This window comes from Streptomyces spongiae, assembly GCF_009377185.1.
In the GTDB taxonomy this organism is placed as follows: Bacteria; Actinomycetota; Actinomycetes; order Streptomycetales; family Streptomycetaceae; genus Streptomyces; species Streptomyces spongiae.
In genome coordinates this window covers 1-20979 of sequence record NZ_VJZC01000125.1, presented here as the reverse complement: position 1 = coordinate 20979, position 20979 = coordinate 1, and the positions used below count along the sequence as shown (strand labels likewise).

At 69.5% G+C, this 20979-nt stretch carries 18 protein-coding genes and 1 pseudogene; 14 read left to right on the top strand and 5 right to left on the bottom strand.

Going from position 1 to position 20979, the window contains the following annotated elements; all coding sequences use genetic code 11:
- Positions 1–61: 61 nt before the first annotated feature.
- Entirely contained in the window at positions 62–562 is a 501-nt protein-coding gene (bldD, locus tag FNH08_RS19205) for a transcriptional regulator BldD (RefSeq protein ID WP_152772721.1), read from the bottom strand.
- Between the two features lie 245 nt (positions 563–807).
- Between bldD and pyrR the strand changes: the two genes are divergently transcribed.
- From pyrR to metK, 13 genes are all read left to right on the top strand, one after another.
- Positions 808–1380, top strand: a complete 573-nt coding sequence (gene pyrR, locus FNH08_RS19200) for a bifunctional pyr operon transcriptional regulator/uracil phosphoribosyltransferase PyrR (RefSeq protein ID WP_152772720.1) — start codon at positions 808–810, stop codon at positions 1378–1380.
- A 125-nt stretch (positions 1381–1505) separates the two neighbouring features.
- The gene (locus FNH08_RS19195) at positions 1506–2501 is read left to right on the top strand and encodes an aspartate carbamoyltransferase catalytic subunit (protein WP_152772719.1); all 996 of its coding nucleotides are present in this window, start codon (positions 1506–1508) and stop codon (positions 2499–2501) included.
- A gap of 5 nt (positions 2502–2506) precedes the next feature.
- Positions 2507–3793 (top strand): dihydroorotase, encoded by a 1287-nt coding sequence (locus tag FNH08_RS19190; protein ID WP_152772718.1) that lies wholly within the window; start codon positions 2507–2509, stop codon positions 3791–3793.
- The gene (locus tag FNH08_RS19185) at positions 3790–4374 is read left to right on the top strand and encodes a PH-like domain-containing protein (protein WP_322724831.1); all 585 of its coding nucleotides are present in this window, start codon (positions 3790–3792) and stop codon (positions 4372–4374) included. Before FNH08_RS19190 ends, FNH08_RS19185 begins: the two co-directional genes overlap by 4 nt.
- Complete coding sequence (gene carA / locus FNH08_RS19180) at positions 4371–5513, top strand: glutamine-hydrolyzing carbamoyl-phosphate synthase small subunit (protein WP_152772717.1); 1143 nt, start codon at positions 4371–4373, stop codon at positions 5511–5513. Before FNH08_RS19185 ends, carA begins: the two co-directional genes overlap by 4 nt.
- Positions 5506–8814, top strand: coding sequence for a carbamoyl-phosphate synthase large subunit (gene carB / locus FNH08_RS19175; RefSeq protein ID WP_322724830.1), 3309 nt, complete (start codon positions 5506–5508; stop codon positions 8812–8814). The genes carA and carB overlap by 8 nt, the downstream gene beginning before the upstream one ends.
- Before the next feature lie 107 nt (positions 8815–8921).
- Positions 8922–10037, top strand: a complete 1116-nt coding sequence (locus tag FNH08_RS19170) for a quinone-dependent dihydroorotate dehydrogenase (protein WP_152772716.1) — start codon at positions 8922–8924, stop codon at positions 10035–10037.
- Positions 10034–10888, top strand: coding sequence for an orotidine-5'-phosphate decarboxylase (gene pyrF / locus FNH08_RS19165; RefSeq protein WP_152772715.1), 855 nt, complete (start codon positions 10034–10036; stop codon positions 10886–10888). The genes FNH08_RS19170 and pyrF overlap by 4 nt, the downstream gene beginning before the upstream one ends.
- A gap of 299 nt (positions 10889–11187) precedes the next feature.
- Positions 11188–11511, top strand: coding sequence for an integration host factor (locus FNH08_RS19160; RefSeq protein WP_003977346.1), 324 nt, complete (start codon positions 11188–11190; stop codon positions 11509–11511).
- A 37-nt stretch (positions 11512–11548) separates the two neighbouring features.
- Positions 11549–12106 carry a guanylate kinase gene (gmk, locus tag FNH08_RS19155; protein ID WP_152772714.1) on the top strand — a complete coding sequence of 186 codons (558 nt, stop codon included), beginning with the start codon at positions 11549–11551 and terminating at the stop codon, positions 12104–12106.
- Between the two features lie 37 nt (positions 12107–12143).
- A complete protein-coding gene (gene rpoZ, locus FNH08_RS19150; protein ID WP_005319902.1) occupies positions 12144–12416 on the top strand; it encodes a DNA-directed RNA polymerase subunit omega in 273 nt (90 codons plus the stop codon).
- A 167-nt stretch (positions 12417–12583) separates the two neighbouring features.
- Positions 12584–13786 (top strand): bifunctional phosphopantothenoylcysteine decarboxylase/phosphopantothenate--cysteine ligase CoaBC, encoded by a 1203-nt coding sequence (gene coaBC / locus FNH08_RS19145; protein WP_322724828.1) that lies wholly within the window; start codon positions 12584–12586, stop codon positions 13784–13786.
- A gap of 239 nt (positions 13787–14025) precedes the next feature.
- A complete protein-coding gene (gene metK, locus FNH08_RS19140) occupies positions 14026–15234 on the top strand; it encodes a methionine adenosyltransferase (protein ID WP_322724827.1) in 1209 nt (402 codons plus the stop codon).
- A gap of 58 nt (positions 15235–15292) precedes the next feature.
- Here the strand turns inward: metK and FNH08_RS19135 are convergent, their stop codons facing one another.
- The 4 genes from FNH08_RS19135 to FNH08_RS19120 all read right to left on the bottom strand — a co-directional run bounded on the left by FNH08_RS19135 (position 15293) and on the right by FNH08_RS19120 (position 20399).
- Positions 15293–16288, bottom strand: coding sequence for a hypothetical protein (locus tag FNH08_RS19135; RefSeq protein WP_152772713.1), 996 nt, complete (start codon positions 16286–16288; stop codon positions 15293–15295).
- A gap of 126 nt (positions 16289–16414) precedes the next feature.
- Positions 16415–18304: a hypothetical protein gene (locus tag FNH08_RS19130; protein ID WP_152772712.1), complete on the bottom strand. Its 1890-nt coding sequence runs from the start codon at positions 18302–18304 to the stop codon at positions 16415–16417.
- Positions 18301–19017, bottom strand: a complete 717-nt coding sequence (locus FNH08_RS19125; RefSeq protein ID WP_152772711.1) for a toll/interleukin-1 receptor domain-containing protein — start codon at positions 19015–19017, stop codon at positions 18301–18303. The genes FNH08_RS19130 and FNH08_RS19125 overlap by 4 nt, the downstream gene beginning before the upstream one ends.
- A 50-nt stretch (positions 19018–19067) precedes the next feature.
- Positions 19068–20399 (bottom strand): helix-turn-helix transcriptional regulator, encoded by a 1332-nt coding sequence (locus FNH08_RS19120; protein ID WP_322724824.1) that lies wholly within the window; start codon positions 20397–20399, stop codon positions 19068–19070.
- Between the two features lie 338 nt (positions 20400–20737).
- Here FNH08_RS19120 and FNH08_RS19115 point away from each other — a divergent pair.
- Positions 20738–20979, top strand: a pseudogene (locus tag FNH08_RS19115) (primosome assembly protein PriA); the annotation flags it as partial.

Sequence of the window (20979 nt, the reverse complement as noted above, 5' to 3'; positions counted from 1 at the left end):
GGCCGGAACCGTACGGTTCCGGCCACCCCGGCGGCACGTTTCTGCTGGACCCGCGGAGCGGTCAGCTCTCGTCGTGGGAGACCGCGCGGCGCGCGTCCGAGTCGAGGACTCCCCAGCTGATCAACTGCTCGGTGAGGACCGAGGGGGACTGGTCGTAGATGACGGCGAGTGTGCGCAGGTCGTCCTGGCGGATCGACAGCACCTTGCCGTTGTAGTCACCGCGCTGGGACTGGATCGTCGCCGCGTAGCGCTGCAGCGGGCCCGCCTTCTCGGCCGGCACGTGGGCCAGGCGCTCCAGGTCCAGCACGAGCTTCGGCGGCGGCTCGGCGGCCCCGCCGGGAGTGGTGCCCGGCAGCAGCTCCTGCACCGGAACCCCATAGAAATCGGCCAGTTCGGCAAGACGCTGCACAGTGACGGCGCGGTCGCCGCGCTCGTACGAACCGACCACGACCGCCTTCCAGCGTCCCTGGGACTTCTCCTCGACACCGTGGAGGGAAAGGCCCTGCTGGGTGCGGATGGCCCGGAGCTTGGCCCCGAGCTGTTTGGCGTATTCGCTGGACATATAGCTCCCGGACGCTGTGTCGACGTGCGGTGGTGCCGCACGGCTGGTGACTCACTGTGAGGTTACGCAGCGTTACTCTGCCCCGTCAAGCCGAATGGTCCGGACCGACTCTTCCGTGGTAGCCCCCCGTCCGTTACTCCAGGGGGGTGATCAGGGCCGTTGTTCCGGGCCTGCTACCGTGGGTGGCGCAAATCCGACGTCCTTTAAAGTCCGTCCCGTGAGGCGGAGAAGGAGGTCCGTTTCGTATGGACTCGCAAGCGCCAGATCCGCGGCCCGTTCTCGAGGGCCCTGACATCGCGCGGGTGCTGACCCGCATCGCCCACGAGATCGTCGAGCGCGCCAAGGGCGCCGACGACGTGGTGCTCCTCGGGATTCCGACCCGAGGCGTCTTCCTCGCCCAGCGGCTCGCCGCCAAGCTCGAGGAGATCACCGACCGCAAGATCCCGGTCGGCTCGCTCGACATCACCATGTACCGCGACGACCTGCGCATGCAGCCCCCTCGTGCGCTGGCCCGCACCGAGATCCCCGGTGACGGCGTCGACGGCAGGCTCGTCGTCCTGGTCGACGACGTGCTCTTCTCCGGCCGCACCATCCGTGCCGCGCTCGACGCGCTGAACGACATCGGGCGCCCGCGCGCGGTGCAGCTCGCGGTCCTCGTCGACCGCGGCCACCGCGAACTGCCCATCCGCGCCGACTACGTCGGCAAGAACCTCCCCACGTCGCTGCGGGAGACGGTCAAGGTCCAGCTCGCCGAGGAGGACGGTCGGGACACCGTCCTGCTCGGTGCGAAGCGGACCGCCCCGGGCGCGCAGCAGTAGTGCTCCGGCGTACGGCGCTGCCGTACGCCTCTCAGCGCGCTCGTGCGCACCCGCCTGCCCGGCCGCGTCCCCGCGGCGGGGCCGCCCCGCCTCCCGACCTGACCTGCCTTACGGAGCCTGAAAAGATGCAGCGCCATCTCATCTCGGCCGCCGACCTCACCCGTGACGACGCCATCCAGATCCTCGACACCGCCGAGGAGATGGCCCGGGTCGCCGACCGGCCGATCAAGAAACTGCCGACCCTGCGCGGCCGCACCGTCGTCAACCTCTTCTTCGAGGACTCCACCCGGACCCGGATCTCCTTCGAGGCCGCCGAGAAGCGCCTCTCCGCCGACGTGATCAACTTCTCGGCCAAGGGGTCGAGCGTGTCCAAGGGCGAGTCCCTGAAGGACACCGCCCAGACCCTGGAGGCCATGGGCGTCGACGCCGTCGTCATCCGGCACGGTGCCTCGGGGGCCCCGTACCGCCTGGCGAACTCCGGCTGGATCGACGCCGCCGTCATCAACGCCGGCGACGGCACCCACCAGCACCCCACCCAGGCTCTGCTGGACGCCTTCACCATGCGCCGCCGCCTGGTCGGCCGGGACGCGGGGCTCGGCCAGGACCTGGCCGGCAAGCGCATCACGATCGTCGGCGACATCCTGCACGGCCGGGTCGCCCGCTCCAACGTCGACCTGCTGCACACCCTCGGCGCCGAGGTCACCCTGGTCGCCCCGCCCACGCTGCTGCCGGTCGGCATCGAGTCCTGGCCCTGCGAGATCAGTTACGACCTCGACGCCACCCTGCCCAAGTCCGACGCGGTGATGATGCTGCGCGTGCAGCGCGAGCGCATGAACGCCGCGTTCTTCCCGACCGAGCGCGAGTACTCACGGCGCTACGGCCTCGACGGCGACCGCATGGCGCGGATGCCCGAGCACGCCATCGTGATGCACCCCGGACCGATGGTGCGCGGCATGGAGATCACCGCCGAGGTCGCCGACTCCGACCGCTGCACCGCGATCGAGCAGGTCGCCAACGGTGTCTCCACCCGCATGGCGGTGCTGTACCTGCTGCTCGGCGGAGCCGTGTTCGACGCGAAGAACGCCCCCGCCGCCACCCACACCCGTACCGAGGAGAAGTAAGAACCATGAGCAAGATCCTGATCCGTGGTGCGAAGGTGCTCGGCGGCGAGCCGCAGGACGTGCTGATCGACGGCCGGACGATCGCCCAGGTGGGGGCCGGGCTGTCCGTCGAGGGCGCCGAGGTCGTCGAGGCCGACGGCAAGGTGCTGCTGCCGGGGCTGGTCGACCTGCACACCCATCTGCGCGAGCCCGGCCGCGAGGACTCCGAGACCGTGCTGACCGGTACACGCGCGGCGGCGAGCGGTGGCTACACGTCCGTGTTCGCCATGGCCAACACCTTCCCGGTCGCCGACACCGCGGGGGTCGTCGAGCAGGTCTACCGGCTCGGCCAGCAGCACGGCTACTGCGACGTGCAGCCCATCGGCGCCGTCACCGTCGGCCTGGAGGGCAGGAAGCTCGCCGAGTTGGGCGCCATGCACGAGTCGGCGGCGGGCGTGACCGTGTTCTCGGACGACGGCAAGTGCGTGGACGACGCCGTGATCATGCGGCGTGCGCTGGAGTACGTGAAGGCGTTCGGGGGCGTCGTCGCCCAGCACGCGCAGGAGCCGCGGCTCACCGAGGGCGCCCAGATGAACGAGGGCGTCGTCTCCGCCGAGCTGGGGCTCGGGGGCTGGCCGGCGGTGGCCGAGGAATCGATCATCGCCCGGGACGTCCTCCTCGCCGAGCACGTCGGGTCCCGGGTGCACATCTGCCACCTGTCGACCGCCGGCTCCGTCGAGATCGTGCGCTGGGCCAAGTCCCGCGGCATCGACGTCACCGCCGAGGTCACCCCGCACCACCTCCTCCTCACGGACGAGCTCGTGCGGTCGTACAACCCGGTCTACAAGGTCAACCCGCCGCTGCGCACCGAGCGCGACGTGCACGCCCTGCGCGAGGCGCTCGCGGACGGCACGATCGACATCGTGGCCACTGACCACGCCCCGCACCCGCACGAGGACAAGGACTGCGAGTGGGCCGCGGCCGCCATGGGCATGGTCGGCCTGGAGACCGCGCTGTCCGTGGTCCAGGCGACGATGGTCGACACCGGGCTGCTCGACTGGGCCGGGGTCGCCGACCGCATGTCCTTCAAGCCGGCGAAGATCGGCCGGGCCGCCGGACACGGCCGTCCCGTCTCGGCAGGTGAGCCCGCCAACCTCACGCTCGTCGACACGGCATACCGTGGGTCCGTGGACCCCGCGGGCTTCGCCTCGCGCAGCCGCAACACCCCGTACGAGGGCCGCGAGCTGCCGGGCCGTGTCACGCACACGTGGCTCCGGGGCAAGGCCACGCTCGTCGACGGGAAGCTCACGTGACACCACTCATCTCGATCGCCGCTGAATCGATCGCCGCCGAACAGAAGTCGGCCGAAGTGACCGACTGGGCCGCCCGCATCGGCTGGGTGGTCGGACTCGTCCTCTTCGTCGCGCTCGTCTACTGGCTGATGCGCGAGGGCTGGAAGTGGCGGGGCACCCTCCAGGGCGACCTGCCCGAGCTGCCGACCGCGCCGGACGAGCCGGGCGAGGCCAGACTGACGATGAGCGGCCGCTACCACGGCTCGACCACCGCCGGGCAGTGGCTCGACCGCATCGTGGCGCGCGGTCTGGGCACCCGCAGCCGGGCCGAGCTCACGCTGACGGACGCGGGACTGGACGTCGTACGACCCGGTGCGACCGACTTCTTCGTCCCGGCCGCCGCGCTGCGCGAGGCCCGGCTCGACAAGGGCATCGCCGGCAAGGTCCTCACCGAGGGCGGACTGCTCGTCGTCACCTGGGAGCACGGCGACCGGCTGATCGACTCGGGCTTCCGCTCCGACCGGGCGGCCGAGCACAACGAGTGGGTCGAGGCCCTCAACTCCATGAACAAGACGATCACCACGGAAGGCGCCGACCGATGACGACCTCCACCCGGGGAGCCACCAGGGTTCCCGCCGTACTCGTCCTGGAGGACGGCCGGGTCTTCCGCGGCCGCGCCTACGGGGCCGTGGGGGTGACCTTCGGCGAGGCCGTGTTCTCCACGGGCATGACCGGCTACCAGGAGACCCTCACCGACCCGTCGTACCACCGCCAGGTCGTCGTGATGACCGCCCCGCACGTCGGCAACACCGGCGTCAACGACGAGGACCCGGAGTCGAAGCAGATCTGGGTCTCGGGTTACGTCGTACGCGACCCCGCGCGCGTGCCGTCGAACTGGCGCTCCCGGCGCTCGCTGGACGAGGAGCTCCGGAACCAGGGTGTGGTCGGCATCAGCGGCGTCGACACCCGCGCCCTCACCCGCCACCTGCGCGAGCGCGGCGCCATGCGCGTCGGCATCTTCTCCGGCAACGCGCTGCCCGACGAGGGCACCATGCTCGCCGAGGTGCGCCAGGCCCCCGAGATGAAGGGCGCGGACCTCTCCGCGGAGGTCGCCACGAAGGAGACGTACGTCGTCCCGGCGATCGGGGAGAAGAAGTTCACCGTCGCCGCCGTCGACCTCGGTATCAAGGGCATGACCCCGCACCGCATGGCCGAGCGCGGCATCGAGGTGCACGTGCTCCCGGCGACGGCGACCGCCGAGGAGGTGTTCGCCGTGAACCCGGACGGTGTGTTCTTCTCCAACGGCCCGGGCGACCCGGCCACCGCCGACCACCCGGTCTCCGTGATGCGGGCGGTCCTGGAGCGCGGCACGCCGCTGTTCGGCATCTGCTTCGGCAACCAGATCCTGGGGCGCGCGCTCGGCTTCGGCACGTTCAAGCTGAAGTACGGCCACCGCGGCATCAACCAGCCGGTGCAGGACCGTACGACCGGCAAGGTCGAGGTCACCGCGCACAACCACGGCTTCGCCGTCGACGCCCCGCTCGACAAGGTCTCCGAGACCCCCTACGGCCGCGCCGAGGTCTCCCACGTCTGCCTCAACGACAACGTGGTGGAGGGGCTGCGGCTCCTCGACCGCCCGGCCTTCAGCGTCCAGTACCACCCCGAAGCGGCAGCCGGCCCGCACGACGCCGCCTACCTGTTCGACCGCTTCGTATCCCTGATGGAGGGCCAGCGTGCCTAAGCGCACCGATATCCAGTCCGTCCTGGTCATCGGCTCCGGCCCGATCGTCATCGGCCAGGCCGCCGAGTTCGACTACTCCGGCACCCAGGCGTGCCGCGTGCTCAAGGCCGAGGGCCTGCGCGTCATCCTGGTGAATTCCAACCCGGCGACGATCATGACCGACCCGGAGATCGCCGACGCGACCTACGTCGAGCCGATCACGCCCGAGTTCGTCGAGAAGATCATCGCCAAGGAGCGGCCGGACGCGCTGCTGCCCACCCTGGGCGGCCAGACGGCCCTCAACACGGCCATCTCGCTGAACGAGGCCGGCACCCTGGAGAAGTACGGCGTCGAGCTGATCGGCGCCAACGTCGAGGCCATCAACAAGGGCGAGGACCGCGACCTCTTCAAGGAGGTCGTCGAGGCCGTCCGCGGCAAGATCGGGCACGGCGAGTCCGCCCGCTCGGTCATCTGCCACTCCATGGACGACGTCCTGGAAGGCGTCGACACGCTCGGTGGCTACCCGGTCGTCGTCCGCCCCTCCTTCACCATGGGCGGCGCCGGCTCCGGCTTCGCGCACGACGAGGAGGAGCTGCGCCGTATCGCGGGCACCGGCCTCACACTGTCCCCGACCACCGAGGTGCTCCTGGAGGAGTCCATCCTCGGCTGGAAGGAGTACGAGCTGGAGCTGATGCGCGACAAGCACGACAACGTCGTGGTCGTCTGCTCCATCGAGAACTTCGACCCCATGGGCGTCCACACCGGTGACTCGATCACGGTCGCGCCCGCGATGACGCTGACCGACCGCGAGTACCAGATCCTGCGTGACATCGGCATCGCCGTCATCCGCGAGGTGGGCGTCGACACCGGCGGCTGCAACATCCAGTTCGCCGTGAACCCCGTTGACGGCCGTGTCATCGTCATCGAGATGAACCCGCGTGTGTCGCGCTCGTCGGCCCTCGCGTCCAAGGCCACCGGTTTCCCGATCGCCAAGATCGCCGCCAAGCTGGCCGTCGGCTACACGCTCGACGAGATCCCGAACGACATCACCGAGCAGACCCCGGCCTCCTTCGAGCCGACGCTCGACTACGTGGTCGTGAAGGCGCCGCGTTTCGCCTTCGAGAAGTTCCCGTCCGCCGACTCCACGCTGACCACGACCATGAAGTCGGTCGGCGAGGCCATGGCGATCGGCCGCAACTTCACCGAGGCACTCCAGAAGGCGCTGCGGTCGCTGGAGAAGAAGGGCAGCCAGTTCACGTTCGTCGGCGAGCCCGGCGACAAGGCCGCTCTCCTGGAAGAGGCCGTCCGGCCGACCGACGGGCGGATCAACTCCGTCATGCAGGCCATCCGCGCCGGCGCCACACAGGAAGAGGTCTTCGACGCCACGAAGATCGACCCGTGGTTCGTCGACCAGCTCTTCCTGATCAAGGAGATCGCGGACGAGCTGGCAGCCGCCGAGCGCCTTGACGTCGACCTGCTGGCCGAGGCGAAGCGGCACGGCTTCTCCGACCACCAGATCGGCGAGATCCGCGGCCTGCGCGAGGACGTCGTACGCGAGGTCCGCCACGCGCTGGGCGTGCGCCCGGTGTACAAGACGGTGGACACCTGCGCCGCCGAGTTCGCGGCGAAGACCCCGTACTTCTACTCCTCCTACGACGAGGAGAGCGAGGTCGCGCCCCGCGAGAAGCCGGCCGTCATCATCCTGGGCTCCGGCCCGAACCGCATCGGCCAGGGCATCGAGTTCGACTACTCCTGCGTCCACGCCTCCTTCGCGCTGAGCGACGCGGGCTACGAGACCGTGATGGTCAACTGCAACCCGGAGACCGTCTCCACGGACTACGACACCTCCGACCGCCTGTACTTCGAGCCGCTGACACTCGAGGACGTACTGGAGATCGTCCACGCGGAGTCGCTGGCCGGTCCGATCGCGGGCGTCGTCGTCCAACTCGGCGGGCAGACCCCGCTGGGCCTGTCGCAGGCCCTCAAGGACAACGGCGTACCGGTCGTGGGCACCTCCCCGGAGGCCATCCACGCCGCCGAGGACCGCGGTGCCTTCGGGCGGGTGCTCGCCGAAGCGGGGCTCCCGGCGCCGAAGCACGGCACGGCGACCACCTTCGAGGGCGCCAAGGCCATCGCCGACGAGATCGGCTACCCGGTCCTGGTGCGGCCGTCGTACGTCCTTGGCGGGCGCGGCATGGAGATCGTGTACGACGAGGCGCGCCTGGAGGCGTACATCGCCGAGTCGACCGAGATCAGTCCCTCCCGGCCCGTCCTGGTCGACCGGTTCCTCGACGACGCGATCGAGATCGACGTCGACGCCCTGTACGACGGCGAGGAGCTGTACCTCGGCGGCGTCATGGAGCACATCGAGGAGGCGGGCATCCACTCCGGCGACTCGGCGTGCGCCCTGCCCCCGATCACCCTCGGCGGGTTCGACATCAAGCGCCTGCGGGCCTCGACGGAGGCCATCGCGAAGGGTGTCGGCGTCCGTGGCCTGATCAACATCCAGTTCGCGATGGCGGGCGACATCCTGTACGTCCTGGAGGCCAACCCGCGCGCGTCCCGCACGGTTCCCTTCACCTCGAAGGCCACGGCCGTGCCGCTGGCCAAGGCGGCGGCACGGATCTCGCTGGGCGCGACCATTGCCGAGCTGCGGGCCGAGGGACTGCTCCCGGCCGGCGGCGACGGTGGCACCCTGCCCCTCGACGCGCCGATCTCCGTCAAGGAGGCCGTCATGCCGTGGTCGCGCTTCCGCGACACCCGCGGGCGCGGCGTGGACACGGTGCTGGGGCCGGAGATGCGCTCCACCGGCGAGGTCATGGGCATCGACTCGGTCTTCGGCACGGCGTACGCCAAGTCGCAGGCGGGTGCGTACGGTCCGCTGCCGACCAAGGGCCGCGCGTTCATCTCGGTCGCCAACCGGGACAAGCGCTCGATGATCTTCCCGGCGCGTGAGCTGGTCGCCCACGGCTTCGAGCTGCTCGCCACGTCCGGCACCGCGGAGGTGCTCAAGCGCAACGGCATCAACGCCACCGTGGTGCGCAAGCACTCCGACGGCGAGGGTCCGAACGGCGAGAAGACCATCGTCCAGCTCATCCACGCCGGCGAGGTCGACCTCATCGTCAACACCCCGTACGGCACCGGCGGCCGCCTCGACGGCTACGACATCCGTACGGCGGCGGTGGCACGCTCGGTGCCGTGCCTGACGACGGTCCAGGCGCTCGCCGCGGCCGTACAGGGCATCGACGCCCTCAACCACGGAGGTGTCGGCGTGCGCTCGCTCCAGGAACACGCGGAACACCTGACCGCGGCCCGCGACTAGCAGCCCAGAGGGGGACACCGGAAACGGTGTCCCCCTCTTCATGAGGCTCATTGATTACGAGGCTCACTGATTCATGAGGCTCGCTGAGGCTTCAAGAGGACACTGAGATGTACAAGCTTTTCTTCCGTCTGGTTTTCAAACGGATGGACCCGGAGCAGGCGCACCACCTCGCCTTCCGCTGGATCCTCCTCGTCGCACGCATCCCCGTGCTGCGCACGTTCGTCGCCGCCGCGCTCGCGCCCCGCTACAAGGAGCTGCGCACGGAGGCCTTCGGGCTCCGCATGCACGGTCCGTTCGGCCTGGCCGCAGGCTTCGACAAGAACGCGGTGGCCATCGACGGCATGTCCATGCTCGGCTTCAACCACGTCGAGATCGGTACGGTGACGGGGGAGCCCCAGCCGGGCAACCCGAAGCAGCGGCTGTTCCGGCTGGTGAAGGACCGTGCACTGATCAACCGCATGGGCTTCAACAACGAGGGATCGCTGACGGTGGCCGCGCGGCTGGCCTCCCGCGAGCCCGTCTTCAGGACCGTCGTCGGCGTCAACATCGGCAAGACCAAGGTCGTCCCGGAGGCCGAGGCCGTCGGGGACTACGTGAAGTCGACGGAGCGGCTCGCTCCGTACGCCGACTACCTCGTCGTGAACGTCTCCTCGCCCAACACGCCCGGACTGCGCAACCTCCAGGCCACGGAGGCACTGCGCCCCCTCCTGAGCGCCGTCCGCGAGGCCGCCGACCGCAGGGTCACCGACCGCCGGGTCCCGCTGCTGGTGAAGATCGCCCCCGACCTCGCGGACGAGGATGTCGACGCGGTCGCCGACCTCGCGGTGGAGCTGGGTCTGGACGGCATCATCGCCACGAACACCACGATCGCGCGCGAGGGACTCGGTCTGAAATCCGAACCGTCCTTCGTGAAGGAGACCGGTGGGCTCTCGGGCGCGCCGCTGAAAGCGCGCTCCCTGGAGGTGCTGCGCCGCCTCTACGCGCGCGTGGGCGACCGGATCACCCTGGTGGGCGTCGGTGGCGTCGAGAACGCCGAGGACGCCTGGCAGCGCATCCTGGCCGGCGCCACCCTGGTGCAGGGCTACAGCGCCTTCGTCTACGAGGGCCCCTTCTGGAGCCGCGCCCTCCACAAGGGCCTCGCCGCACGCCTGCGTACCAGCCCGTACGCCACCCTCGCCGACGCGGTCGGCGCCGATGTCAGGAAGGCAAGGAAGACGGCATGAGCGTTCCGGAGCCGTTCGGCGCACGCCTGCGCCGCGCCATGGACGAGCGCGGCCCGCTGTGCGTAGGCATCGACCCGCACGCCTCCCTGCTCACCGACTGGGGCCTGAACGACGACATCGCGGGGCTCGAACGGTTCAGCCGCACCGTCGTGGAGGCGCTGGCCGACCGGGTGGCCGTCCTGAAGCCGCAGAGCGCGTTCTTCGAGCGCTTCGGGTCGCGCGGCGTCGCCGTCCTGGAGAAGTCGGTCGAGGAGGCGCGGGCCGCCGGCGCCCTGGTCGTCATGGACGCCAAGCGCGGCGACATCGGCTCGACCATGGCCGCGTACGCGGAGGCATTCCTGAGCAAGGGCGCGCCGCTCTTCTCGGACGCCCTCACCGTGTCGCCGTACCTCGGCTACGGGTCCCTGAAGCCGGCCGTGGACCTCGCGCGCGAGAGCGGAGCGGGCCTGTTCGTGCTGGCGCTGACCTCCAACCCGGAGGGGCGCGAGGTCCAGCACGCGGTCCGCGCCGAGGAGACCGGCGGCCGGAACGTCGGAGCGACCGTGCTCGCGCACCTCGCCGCGGAGAACGCGGGGGAGGCGCCCCTGGGGTCCTTCGGCGCGGTCGTGGGGGCCACTCTGGGTGACCTGTCGTCGTACGACTTGGAGATCAACGGGCCGCTCCTGGCACCCGGCATCGGCGCCCAGGGAGCTACTCCGGCGGACCTTCCGGGCGTCTTCGGAGCGGCCGTACGGCAGGTCGTCCCGAACGTCAGCAGGGGTGTCCTTCGTCACGGACCGGATGTCGCGGCGCTCCGTGCGTCCGCGGAGCGTTTCGCGGCGGAGATCGGTGCCGCTGTGACGGCCGCCTGAGACCTCCGATGAGTGCCTCGCGGACGCTCCGAGTCCGGCCTTGAGTCTGAATACATTCTCAAATCCGGGGCAATACGCCTGTTATGTCCGACTCCAGGGAGGCTGACCAGGACTTTTCCGCTGTTCTCGCTGACTCAGGCGCACTTGGCCGCTAGTCTCCGACGAGTGGGGACACCCCCACACCCTCAAAGCAGTGGGGGAGAACGGGCAAGCGTGTTGCTCGTAGCTCCCCAGGTGTGGGGCGACTAGGTTCCTCACCGGTCCGTATCCGACAGTTCGACATCCGAGGTGACGTAGGCGTGGCTCTTCCGCCCCTTACCCCTGAACAGCGCGCAGCCGCGCTCGAAAAGGCCGCCGCGGCTCGCCGGGAGCGGGCCGAGGTCAAGAATCGACTCAAGCACTCCGGCGCCTCTCTTCATGAGGTCATCAAGCAGGGCCAGGAGAACGACGTCATCGGCAAGATGAAGGTCTCCGCCCTTCTCGAGTCCCTGCCGGGCGTGGGCAAGGTCCGCGCCAAGCAGATCATGGAGCGACTCGGTATCTCCGAGAGCCGTCGTGTGCGTGGCCTCGGGTCCAACCAGATCGCCTCCCTGGAGCGCGAGTTCGGCAGCACCGGCTCCTGAGTCCTGGACAGTCCGGGATTGCTGGAATAATCGCTGCATGAGTGAACGTCCGCGGCTGACCGTGCTCTCCGGCCCCTCGGGGGTCGGCAAGAGCACGGTCGTCGCCCATATGCGCAAGGAACACCCCGAGGTCTGGCTCTCGGTGTCGGCGACGACCCGCAAGCCCCGCCCTGGCGAGCAGCACGGAGTCCACTACTTCTTCGTCACCGACGACGAGATGGACAAGCTGATCGCCAACGGCGAGCTGCTGGAGTGGGCGGAGTTCGCCGGCAACCGCTACGGCACCCCGCGTGGCGCGGTGCTCGAACGGCTGGAGGCGGGTGAGCCCGTGCTCCTGGAGATCGACCTGCAGGGTGCCCGACAGGTCCGTGAGTCCATGCCCGAGGCCCAGCTGGTGTTCCTGGCTCCTCCCTCCTGGGAGGAACTCGTGCGCAGACTCACCGGGCGGGGCACCGAACCGCCCGAGGTGATCGAGCGCCGCCTCGACGCGGCCAAGATCGAACTCGCGGCCGAGCCGGAGTTCGACGTCACCCTGGTCAACACCTCCGTCGAGGACGTGGCGCGTGAGCTGCTAGCCTTGATGGACGTAGTGTGATCGTTTCGATCTCATCCACTTTTTCGGAAGGTAGAGCGTGTCCTCTTCCATTACCGCGCCCGAGGGCATCATCAACCCGCCGATCGACGAGCTCCTCGAGGCAACCGACTCGAAGTACAGCCTCGTGATCTACGCGGCCAAGCGTGCCCGTCAGATCAACGCGTACTACTCGCAGCTCGGCGAGGGCCTCCTCGAGTACGTCGGTCCGCTCGTCGACACCCACGTCCACGAGAAGCCGCTCTCGATCGCCCTGCGCGAGATCAACGCGGGTCTGCTGACCTCCGAGGCCATCGAGGGTCCGGCGCAGTAGCACCAGTAGTATTTTCAGCCTACGGCTGACTTTTCCACAGGCCCGGCAGCGCGACTGCCGGGCCTGTGGTCTGCTCGGGGGTGCGGGGGTCGGCCCCCGCAATGACGCAGCATAGAGCCGTACGCCGACGAGCCGCGGCGTGCACGTGACGAGTGTGGGGAGGCCCGGTGGGCAAGCCGAAGGTCGTTCTGGGGGTCAGCGGTGGCATCGCCGCGTACAAGGCGTGCGAGCTCCTCCGCCGGCTGACCGAGTCCGGGCACGACGTGCGGGTCGTCCCCACCGCGTCCGCCCTGCACTTCGTCGGCGCCGCGACCTGGTCGGCGCTCTCCGGCAACCCCGTCTCGACCGAGGTGTGGGACGACGTCCACGAGGTCCCGCACGTCCGCATCGGCCAGCACGCCGATCTCGTGGTCGTGGCCCCGGCCACCGCCGACACGCTCGCGAAGGCGGCCCACGGCCTGGCCGACGACCTGTTGACGAACACGCTGCTCACGGCTCGCTGTCCGGTCGTCTTCGCCCCCGCCATGCACACCGAGATGTGGGAGCACCCGGCCACCCAGGAGAACGTGGCGACGCTGCGCCGCCGCGGTGCCGTGGTCGTCGAGCCCGCCGTCGGCCGCCTCACCGGCGTCGACACCGGCAAGGGACGACTGCCCGAGCCCGCCGAGATCTTCGAGGTCTGCCGCAGGGTGCTCGCCCGTGGGGTGACCGAGCCCGACCTGGCCGGCCGCCATGTGGTCGTCAGCGCCGGAGGCACCCGCGAGCCCCTCGACCCCGTGCGCTTCCTCGGCAACCGCTCCTCCGGCAAGCAGGGGTACGCCCTGGCCCGTACGGCCGCCGCCCGGGGCGCACGGGTCACACTGATCGCCGCGAACACCGGGCTGCCCGACCCGGCGGGTGTGGACGTCGTCCAGGTCGGGACCGCCGTCCAGCTGCGCGAGGCGGTCCTCAAGGCGGCCCCGGACGCGGACGCCGTGGTGATGGCGGCCGCGGTGGCGGATTTCCGCCCGGCGGCGTACGCGGCCGGAAAGATCAAGAAGAAGGACGGCCAGGACCCCGACCCGATCGTCCTCGTCCGCAATCCCGACATCCTCGCGGAGATATCGGCGGACCGCCCCCGCTCCGGCCAGGTGATCGTCGGCTTCGCCGCCGAGACGGACGACGTCCTCGCCAACGGACGGAAGAAACTCGAGCGCAAGGGGTGCGACCTCCTCGTAGTGAACGAGGTGGGTGAACGCAAGACGTTCGGCTCAGAGGAGAACGAGGCCGTGGTGCTCGGAGCCGACGGCAGTGAGACCCCTGTGCCGTACGGACCGAAGGAAGCGCTGGCCGAGACCGTGTGGGACCTGGTGGCGCTCCGTCTGAACTGAGGGTTTCATTCACGCCAAGGATTCCTTAACCGCAGCACAATGGCGCGTGGCGACCCTGGCGAACACCGATCCACTGTGGGCAGAATGCGGGTGCCGCAGGTCACAGCACTCCCGAGTGGCGAGACACCTGGGCCCGCGGCAGAGTCCGACCGATAAGCTGTTCTCGGACGACGACGGGCGCAGCCCCCGTCCCGTCCGCCAATGATCAGTCAGCAGCCGCTGCAACCCCAGGGAGCGTTGTGTCCCGTCGCCTGTTCACCTCGGAGTCCGTCACCGAGGGCCACCCCGACAAGATCGCTGACCAGATCAGCGACACCATTCTCGACGCGCTTCTGCGCGAGGACCCGACCTCCCGGGTCGCGGTCGAGACGCTGATCACGACCGGCCTGGTGCACGTGGCCGGCGAGGTCACGACCAAGACGTACGCGGACATCGCGACGCTGGTCCGTAACAAGATCCTCGAGATCGGCTACGACTCGTCGAAGAAGGGCTTCGACGGCGCCTCCTGTGGTGTCTCGGTCTCCATCGGCGCCCAGTCCCCCGACATCGCGCAGGGCGTGGACACGGCGTACGAGTCCCGGGTCGAGGGCGACGACGACGAGCTGGACCGGCAGGGCGCGGGCGACCAGGGCCTGATGTTCGGCTACGCGACCGACGAGACCCCCACCCTGATGCCGCTGCCGATCTTCCTGGCGCACCGCCTGTCGAACCGTCTCTCCGAGGTCCGCAAGAACGGCACGATCCCCTACCTGCGCCCCGACGGCAAGACCCAGGTCACCATCGAGTACGACGGCGACAAGGCCGTCCGCCTCGACACGGTCGTCGTCTCCTCGCAGCACGCGTCCGACATCGACCTGGACTCCCTCCTCGCCCCCGACATCCGGGAGTTCGTGGTCGAGCCGGAGCTGAAGTCGCTGCTGGACGACGGCATCAAGCTGGACACCGAGAACTACCGCCTGCTGGTCAACCCGACCGGCCGTTTCGAGATCGGCGGCCCGATGGGCGACGCCGGCCTGACCGGCCGCAAGATCATCATCGACACCTACGGCGGCATGGCCCGCCACGGTGGCGGCGCCTTCTCGGGCAAGGACCCGTCCAAGGTCGACCGCTCGGCGGCGTACGCGATGCGCTGGGTCGCCAAGAACGTGGTCGCCGCGGGTCTGGCCTCCCGCTGCGAGGCCCAGGTCGCCTACGCCATCGGCAAGGCCGAGCCGGTCGGTCTCTTCATCGAGACCTTCGGTACGGCCAAGGTCGACGCCGAGAAGATCGAGACGGCCATCTCCGAGGTCTTCGACCTCCGCCCGGCCGCCATCATCCGCGACCTCGACCTCCTGCGCCCGATCTACGCCCAGACCGCGGCGTACGGTCACTTCGGCCGCGAGCTGCCCGACTTCACCTGGGAGCGCACGGACCGCGTGGAGGCCCTGCGCAAGGCCGTGGGCCTGTAAGCCAACGCACTGCACGAGGCCCGGTGCCCCCTCGGCGGGGACACCGGGCCTCGGTGTGTCAGAAGGGCTCGGAGGGGCTTACTGGCGCGCCGCCCTGCATCTGTGCCGGGCCTGAGCCGTTGGGATGCGGGTGCGCTCCCGTAGGGGAGCCTCCGCCCCCGAAGCGACGGCGTATCTCCTCGGCGGCCACGGCGTCCCTGGGAGCGATGGCCATCGCCAGTTGATCGGCGATGAGGATGCTTTCGTCCTCCCCGGGGCGGAACCCCACACGCCGGAAGGCCTCGCTGATCAGGTCCGCTGTGTCCGCCTCACGGAATCCGAAGCCCGGCGGATCCTCGGGCCGGAGGGTGGAGGGAGTCTGCTCGGGTACGGGAGGCGGCGGGAAGGCCTCCGGAACGAGATGCCGGAACGGCTCGGAGACTTCCGTGTTGTTCGCCGCAGATGAGAGCCGGGCCAGCAGACCGATGTCCTTGACGGTCTTCTCCACGTGGTCGTCGTTCTTCGCGAGCCACCACACGACCGCACTGCCCGTGCTCGTGAGGACATCACTGCCCAGGTACTCACGCTTGTTCTGCTCGTACCTGCGCTGGTGTTCCCACACCGTCTCGTCCTTGCGGATCGCCGCCAGTCGGTCGAGCCGCTCCTGGTCCGCGTCCGAGAGGGTGAGGACGACATCCAGGGCCATGGCCTGGACGTGATCCTCGCGATCCGGCGCCATGACCCCCAGCGCACCGTTGAGTTCGTGTTGCACGAGAGAGCTGCGGAACGGTTCGACAGCCGCCGTGATCGCGCGAGCGCGGGCGAGCACGGCCTCCACAGCCAGTGCCCCGGGGTTGGTCAGCTGGTCGCCGGCGGTGGGGTCCACGGGACACCAGCGGACGCGGGCGGAGAAGAGGAAGTCGTAGTCGGGAACCTTGCTGGGTAATGGGACCCGGGTGATGTGGAGTTCGCGTCGCTCGACGACAGGCGGAGCGGGGTGGTCGATCAGGGTGCCCGGCGGGAACGGGTCGCGCCGGCGGGCACGTGCCGCGAGGACCGAGACCGTGATCCACACGGCGAGCAGCAGGACGACGGGCGCGGAGCCACATCCACACCGGCCAGTGCAGGAAGAGCCCGAGGATGACGACGACCAGCCCGTAGAGCAGACTGAGGAACGCCAGGACCGTCTTCTGACCGGACGTCATGTGGGGGTTACCTCCAGTTTCGGGGCCCGCTGCGCCAGGCGGGCGCTCTGGGCCTTGTTGATCGCCTCCAGCAGGCGCGAGGCCAGTCCGGACGAGACGGCACGTCGCGCGTCGGCGTAGACGCGGCTGAGGACCGGGTACTGCGCGGCCGCGGCGTTGACCAGGATGTCCAGCGCCGCATTGGCGAGCGGCGCGTTGTCCACCGCGTCCGCGGTGACCAGCCAGGTGCGGGCGCACGGAGCCCAGCGGTGCGGGACGACCAGGTCGAAGGCCATGCGCCAGCAGTCGGTGAGCCAATCCCGGGTCGGGGCCCTGAGCAGGAAGTCGTCGGGGAGCGCGGAGAAGTCGAGGAACAGATCGGCGTCGGCGCGATGATGGCGACTGCTGTGGGCGGTGGCCAGCCGCGCCAGCAGGCGGCGTTGGAGCCTCGCGTCCTGACGCACGTAGCGCAGCAAGGCCTTCCGTGCGACGCCTGGTCGTGGTTCGTTCCGGGCGAGGTGGTGGAGTCGCACCAGAGCCGGCTCCGGGTGATGGACCGACATGGCCTTCTCACAGACCTCGACCAGCACCTCGCGGAGGTTGTCGGTGGGGCGGTTGGTGCTCCAGTCGTAGATCTTCCTGCGAAACTCGCCACCGGTCCGTTCGTCCTCCACAGCGCGTTGGAGTATGTGGGCGGCTGCGCGCACCTCGGTCGTGCGGGGTGCGTTGTCGCGGGTCCAGTTCTCGACGAGTGCGATGAGCGGCTCGGGGCTTTCCGAGGTGAGACAGAGCGCGGTGTAGCGCTTCACGACCGACTCACGGTCGGCATCAGTGAGTTCGCGCAGCCTGAGGATCTTGCCCAGCCATGTGCCGAGCGGAGCGCGGACATCGGGCAGGTTCGCCCAGAGGTAGCTGCGTGCGGCCTCGTCGAAGTCGGGCTGCTTGAACCGTACGTAAGCGCCGGGAGCCATTTCCGCCTCGATGGTCTCGAGGCGCTCCAGGAGACCCTTGCGTTCCAAGGGCGGCAAGGCGTTATCGGTGGAATCCACTTCCTTCATCAGCAGGGGAGTGGCGTGGTGCACGGCTTCGATGCGCGCACCGTGCAGCATCGCCGTGGTGAGCAGCAGTGCCCGCTGCCGCCCCTTGCGGAGCCGGGGCAGCAACTCGGCGACTTCGCGCGTGCGGTCCTTCTGGGCGGTGAGGGCTGTCTCACACCACTCGGTGAAGGTGCCGGTGCCGTGAACGGCCGCACGCGCCGCCACGATGCGCTCGACCAGCCGGGCGAGGTCGTGCATCGGTGGATGGGTGTCGAAATGTTCGATCAGTTGTCGGGGCGGAGGCCGCCAGATGGAGTCGTCCAAGCCGTGACTGCGCAGGTGGCGTGCGACTGCCTCGCTCGCGTCGGGCCGGTGGATCGGCTTGCGGATGAACTCGGAGGGCAGGGCCCCTTCATGCTGCTGCGGCAGCACCACCGCCAGGAACGCCTTTTTGCGCATCAGTTCGTGACGGAAGGCCGAGAGGTCGTGCAACACCGCTTTCCACAGCTTCTCGTCCGCGGAGGACAGATCGAGCAGTATGCGATCTTCTTCACCGATGAGATCCGGCGGCAGGCTCGTGTCCTCGTTGCCGGCCTCCGGAGTGAGCTCGTGATAGGTGCCCTTGCCGTGCGGGAGTTCGCACAGCAGGACTCTCGCCGCGGAGCTCCTGCCGCTGCCGGGTTCACCGGTGAGGAAGACCGTGTGCTCGGCTTCGAGGACGTCGTATGCGGCGTTGATTCCGCTGGGGCGCGCGAACTGTTGTTGCAGGCGAGTGAGTTGGTCCCGGGCGACCAGACGAGGTGTCCTGATAGGGGCTTTCAGCAGTTCACCCAGGAAGACGTTGTAGGTGTCGCCTCCGGTCTCGCTCACCGATCGTCGTCCTCACCCTTCGGCACCTGACCGAAGTACTGGCGTATGCCGTTCTCGTTGGGGCCCTCCACGTAGTTGGCGGCGCCGGACTGGTGGATCGTCCGATTGCTCGGACCGATGTGGACGGAGCCGTGCGCCCCCTTGACGCTGCCGATGTCCCCGTTCACCGTGCCCGCCTGCACGGCCGTGCCGTGGACATCGCCCATGGTGTTGCGCTGCGCACCTGGCTCCGGCTCCTTGGGCGCCTGACTGTCGACTGCCGCGAGCTCGGGCACGAGGGTGGCCAGGGTGTCGCCGATCTGCTTGAGGTCGTACTCGTCGTTCTGGTGGTCGTAGCGGAGGCTCTGGCAGTCGGCGAGCTTGCCCAGAGGCATGGGCAGGTCATCCTTGGTGGGGCGTTCGGTCCTGCGGCCGATCAGGACCGGGATGACTCGGATGTCGCAGAGAAAGGCTTCCTGGATCTCCTTGCGGACCCAGTCGTCGGCGTTCTGGAGGGCCGGATGGCCGAGCCACCGGTCGCCGATGAGGGCGAGTAGTACGCCGCTGCGGCGCACGCCCTGGATCAGATGGGCGTCGAAGGGCGTGCCGGGCGGTATCGACTTGCTGGCGTAGTAGATCCGCTTCGTGCCGAAGCGAGTGGACAGTGCCTGCGCGATGGTAGCCGCGGCCTGGTGGCCGTCGCCGGTGCGGTAGTTGATGAAGACATCGGGCATGACGAATCAACCCTTCTGCTGGAACGGGTGGGAGGACAGCCGAACGGTGGTCAGCGCGTTTGCGGTGCCAGTGCCGCCGTGAGCTGGGGCGCGACGGCCCGGCATGCGGGGCGGCTCGAGTGGCGCGAAAGAGCGCGCGACAGACGCCGTAGATCGGTGGCGATGGTCGCCGATCCCACGGAGGTGGACGCGGTGAGAAGGTCGGCGGTGAGCTCGCACGCGTGGTCGATCTCGCCTGCCATGGCGTGTGCGAGGGCGCGGCGGGCGCCGTAGCGGGCCCGAGTTCGGAGGGCGCCGGAGGGCAGGCGCGCGCATTGCTGGTCGAGTACCGCTGCGGCTTGGCCAGGCCTGCCCAGGTCCAGCAGACACCAGCCGGTGATCATGGAGACCGGGTCGTCCAGGTGTGTCGTGCCGAGGACGGGGGCGTCCGCCGTGGAGGGCTCCGCGGCGGCGCGGGCGAGGAGGTCGCGCGCCTGGTCGAGGCCACGCATGCAGGCGTCGTAGTCCCCGTTGAGCGCGTGGCCCTGGGCCCTTCGCTGTGCGGCCAGGCCGCGGATGCGGGGCGGCAGCCGATCACTCGGTGCGGCGTCGACCAGGTCGATCGTCTCGGCGGCCGCTCCTCGGTAGTACGAGACGAGGGCACGGCGGACCAGGGCGTACTGGGCGAGGTGTTCGTCCCCTGAGGCGGTGGCGAGGTCCACGGCGTGGTCGGTCCAGCGGAGCGCCGCGGTATCGTCGCCGGCCTCCTGAGCCATCCAGCCCGTGAATTCCGCGAAGCGGGCGGACAGGGCCAGGAGGTTCCGGCCGGTTCGGGCGTCGCTGCGGGCGGAGAGTGCCTGGAGAGCCCGCGTCTGTTCCGCCAGGGCCGGCAGGAGCGTGCCCGGTGGTGACATCTGGCCGATGCGGCGGTACTGGCCGAGCAACTCGCGGTAGGCACTCGTCAGTGAGTCGGCCTCCAGCGGAACGCTCGGCACGGGAGGCAAAGGAGCGTGCTCAGCGGGTCGAAGGCCGAGGACGGAGGCGGCTCCGGCCGCCATCATCTGCCGGCGGGACGGCGCGCCCGAGGGCGATCCGTCCGGATGACCTTCCGGAACGTGATGTGCGTACGGATCGGGTGGTGACATGCTTCCTTCCTCGTCGGGGACCGAGGACCGGGTACGCCGCGGGTCGACGGGTACCAGGGCTGCCAGGGCGCCACCCGCGTCGAGCGCCACGTCGCAAAGGCGCGCGAATTCGGGAGTGGGCCGTTTCCGGCCGGTCTCGATCTTGCTGAGTTGGCCTTTGCTGTAGTGCACGAACGACGCGAGCTGTGTCAGCGTCAGTCCGGCGGCCAGTCGTAACCGGCGTAGCTCGGGACCGAACACCTGTGGCTGCTTCAGCACGTGAACCCCCTCATGCCGACGCCGCCGATGCCGTGGGACGCCCGTCGTCGCGCATCAGCGTCTGCCGGGGGCGGCGGGGCGGGCAAGGCAGTCGGCGGAGTTTCCCGTTTCCAGTTCTGATACCGGAGTGGGAGGCAGAGGCATGCCCAGGTGGCGCGGGGAGGCTGAATTGGCGGTGGATATGGCTGGTGGGGCGGGCTTGTGGTGCAGGCCTGTGGGGGTGGTGTGCGTGTGAGCTTGTGGTGCGGGGGTTGCGGCTGGTGCGGAGTGCGAGGGAGGTGGCGTCGGAGTGATCTTGGTGGGCGGGGCTGTCAGTGGTGTTTGGTAAGAATGCAGGTGTGAGCAGGGAGAACGGGCAGGGGAACGGCGGCGCCCAGGAGGCGGTGCCGGAGCAGCTCGCGCTCATTCGGGAGGCCGTGCGGAAGAACAAGGCACCGAAGGCGAAGCCGCGGACGTGGCGGGGGGCCGCGCTGGCCAAGGAGTTGCCGGTCGCGCGGGTGTTGGTGGACAAGGGGGTGCTGCATCTTGATCGGTACTTCGACTACGCCGTGCCCGAGGAACTGGATGCCGTGGCCCAGCC

Bases quoted from the DNA above. Each gene is read 5' to 3' on its own strand.
- carA (WP_152772717.1), top strand. From the start codon at position 4,371: ATGACGACCTCCACCCGGGGAGCCACCAGGGTTCCCGCCGTACTCGTC.
- FNH08_RS19190 (WP_152772718.1), top strand. From the start codon at position 2,507: ATGAGCAAGATCCTGATCCGTGGTGCGAAGGTGCTCGGCGGCGAGCCG.
- FNH08_RS19125 (WP_152772711.1), bottom strand. From the start codon at position 19,017: ATGCCCGATGTCTTCATCAACTACCGCACCGGCGACGGCCACCAGGCC.
- FNH08_RS19170 (WP_152772716.1), top strand. From the start codon at position 8,922: ATGTACAAGCTTTTCTTCCGTCTGGTTTTCAAACGGATGGACCCGGAG.
- pyrR (WP_152772720.1), top strand. From the start codon at position 808: ATGGACTCGCAAGCGCCAGATCCGCGGCCCGTTCTCGAGGGCCCTGAC.
- FNH08_RS19195 (WP_152772719.1), top strand. From the start codon at position 1,506: ATGCAGCGCCATCTCATCTCGGCCGCCGACCTCACCCGTGACGACGCC.
- pyrF (WP_152772715.1), top strand. From the start codon at position 10,034: ATGAGCGTTCCGGAGCCGTTCGGCGCACGCCTGCGCCGCGCCATGGAC.
- bldD (WP_152772721.1), bottom strand. From the start codon at position 562: ATGTCCAGCGAATACGCCAAACAGCTCGGGGCCAAGCTCCGGGCCATC.
- gmk (WP_152772714.1), top strand. From the start codon at position 11,549: ATGAGTGAACGTCCGCGGCTGACCGTGCTCTCCGGCCCCTCGGGGGTC.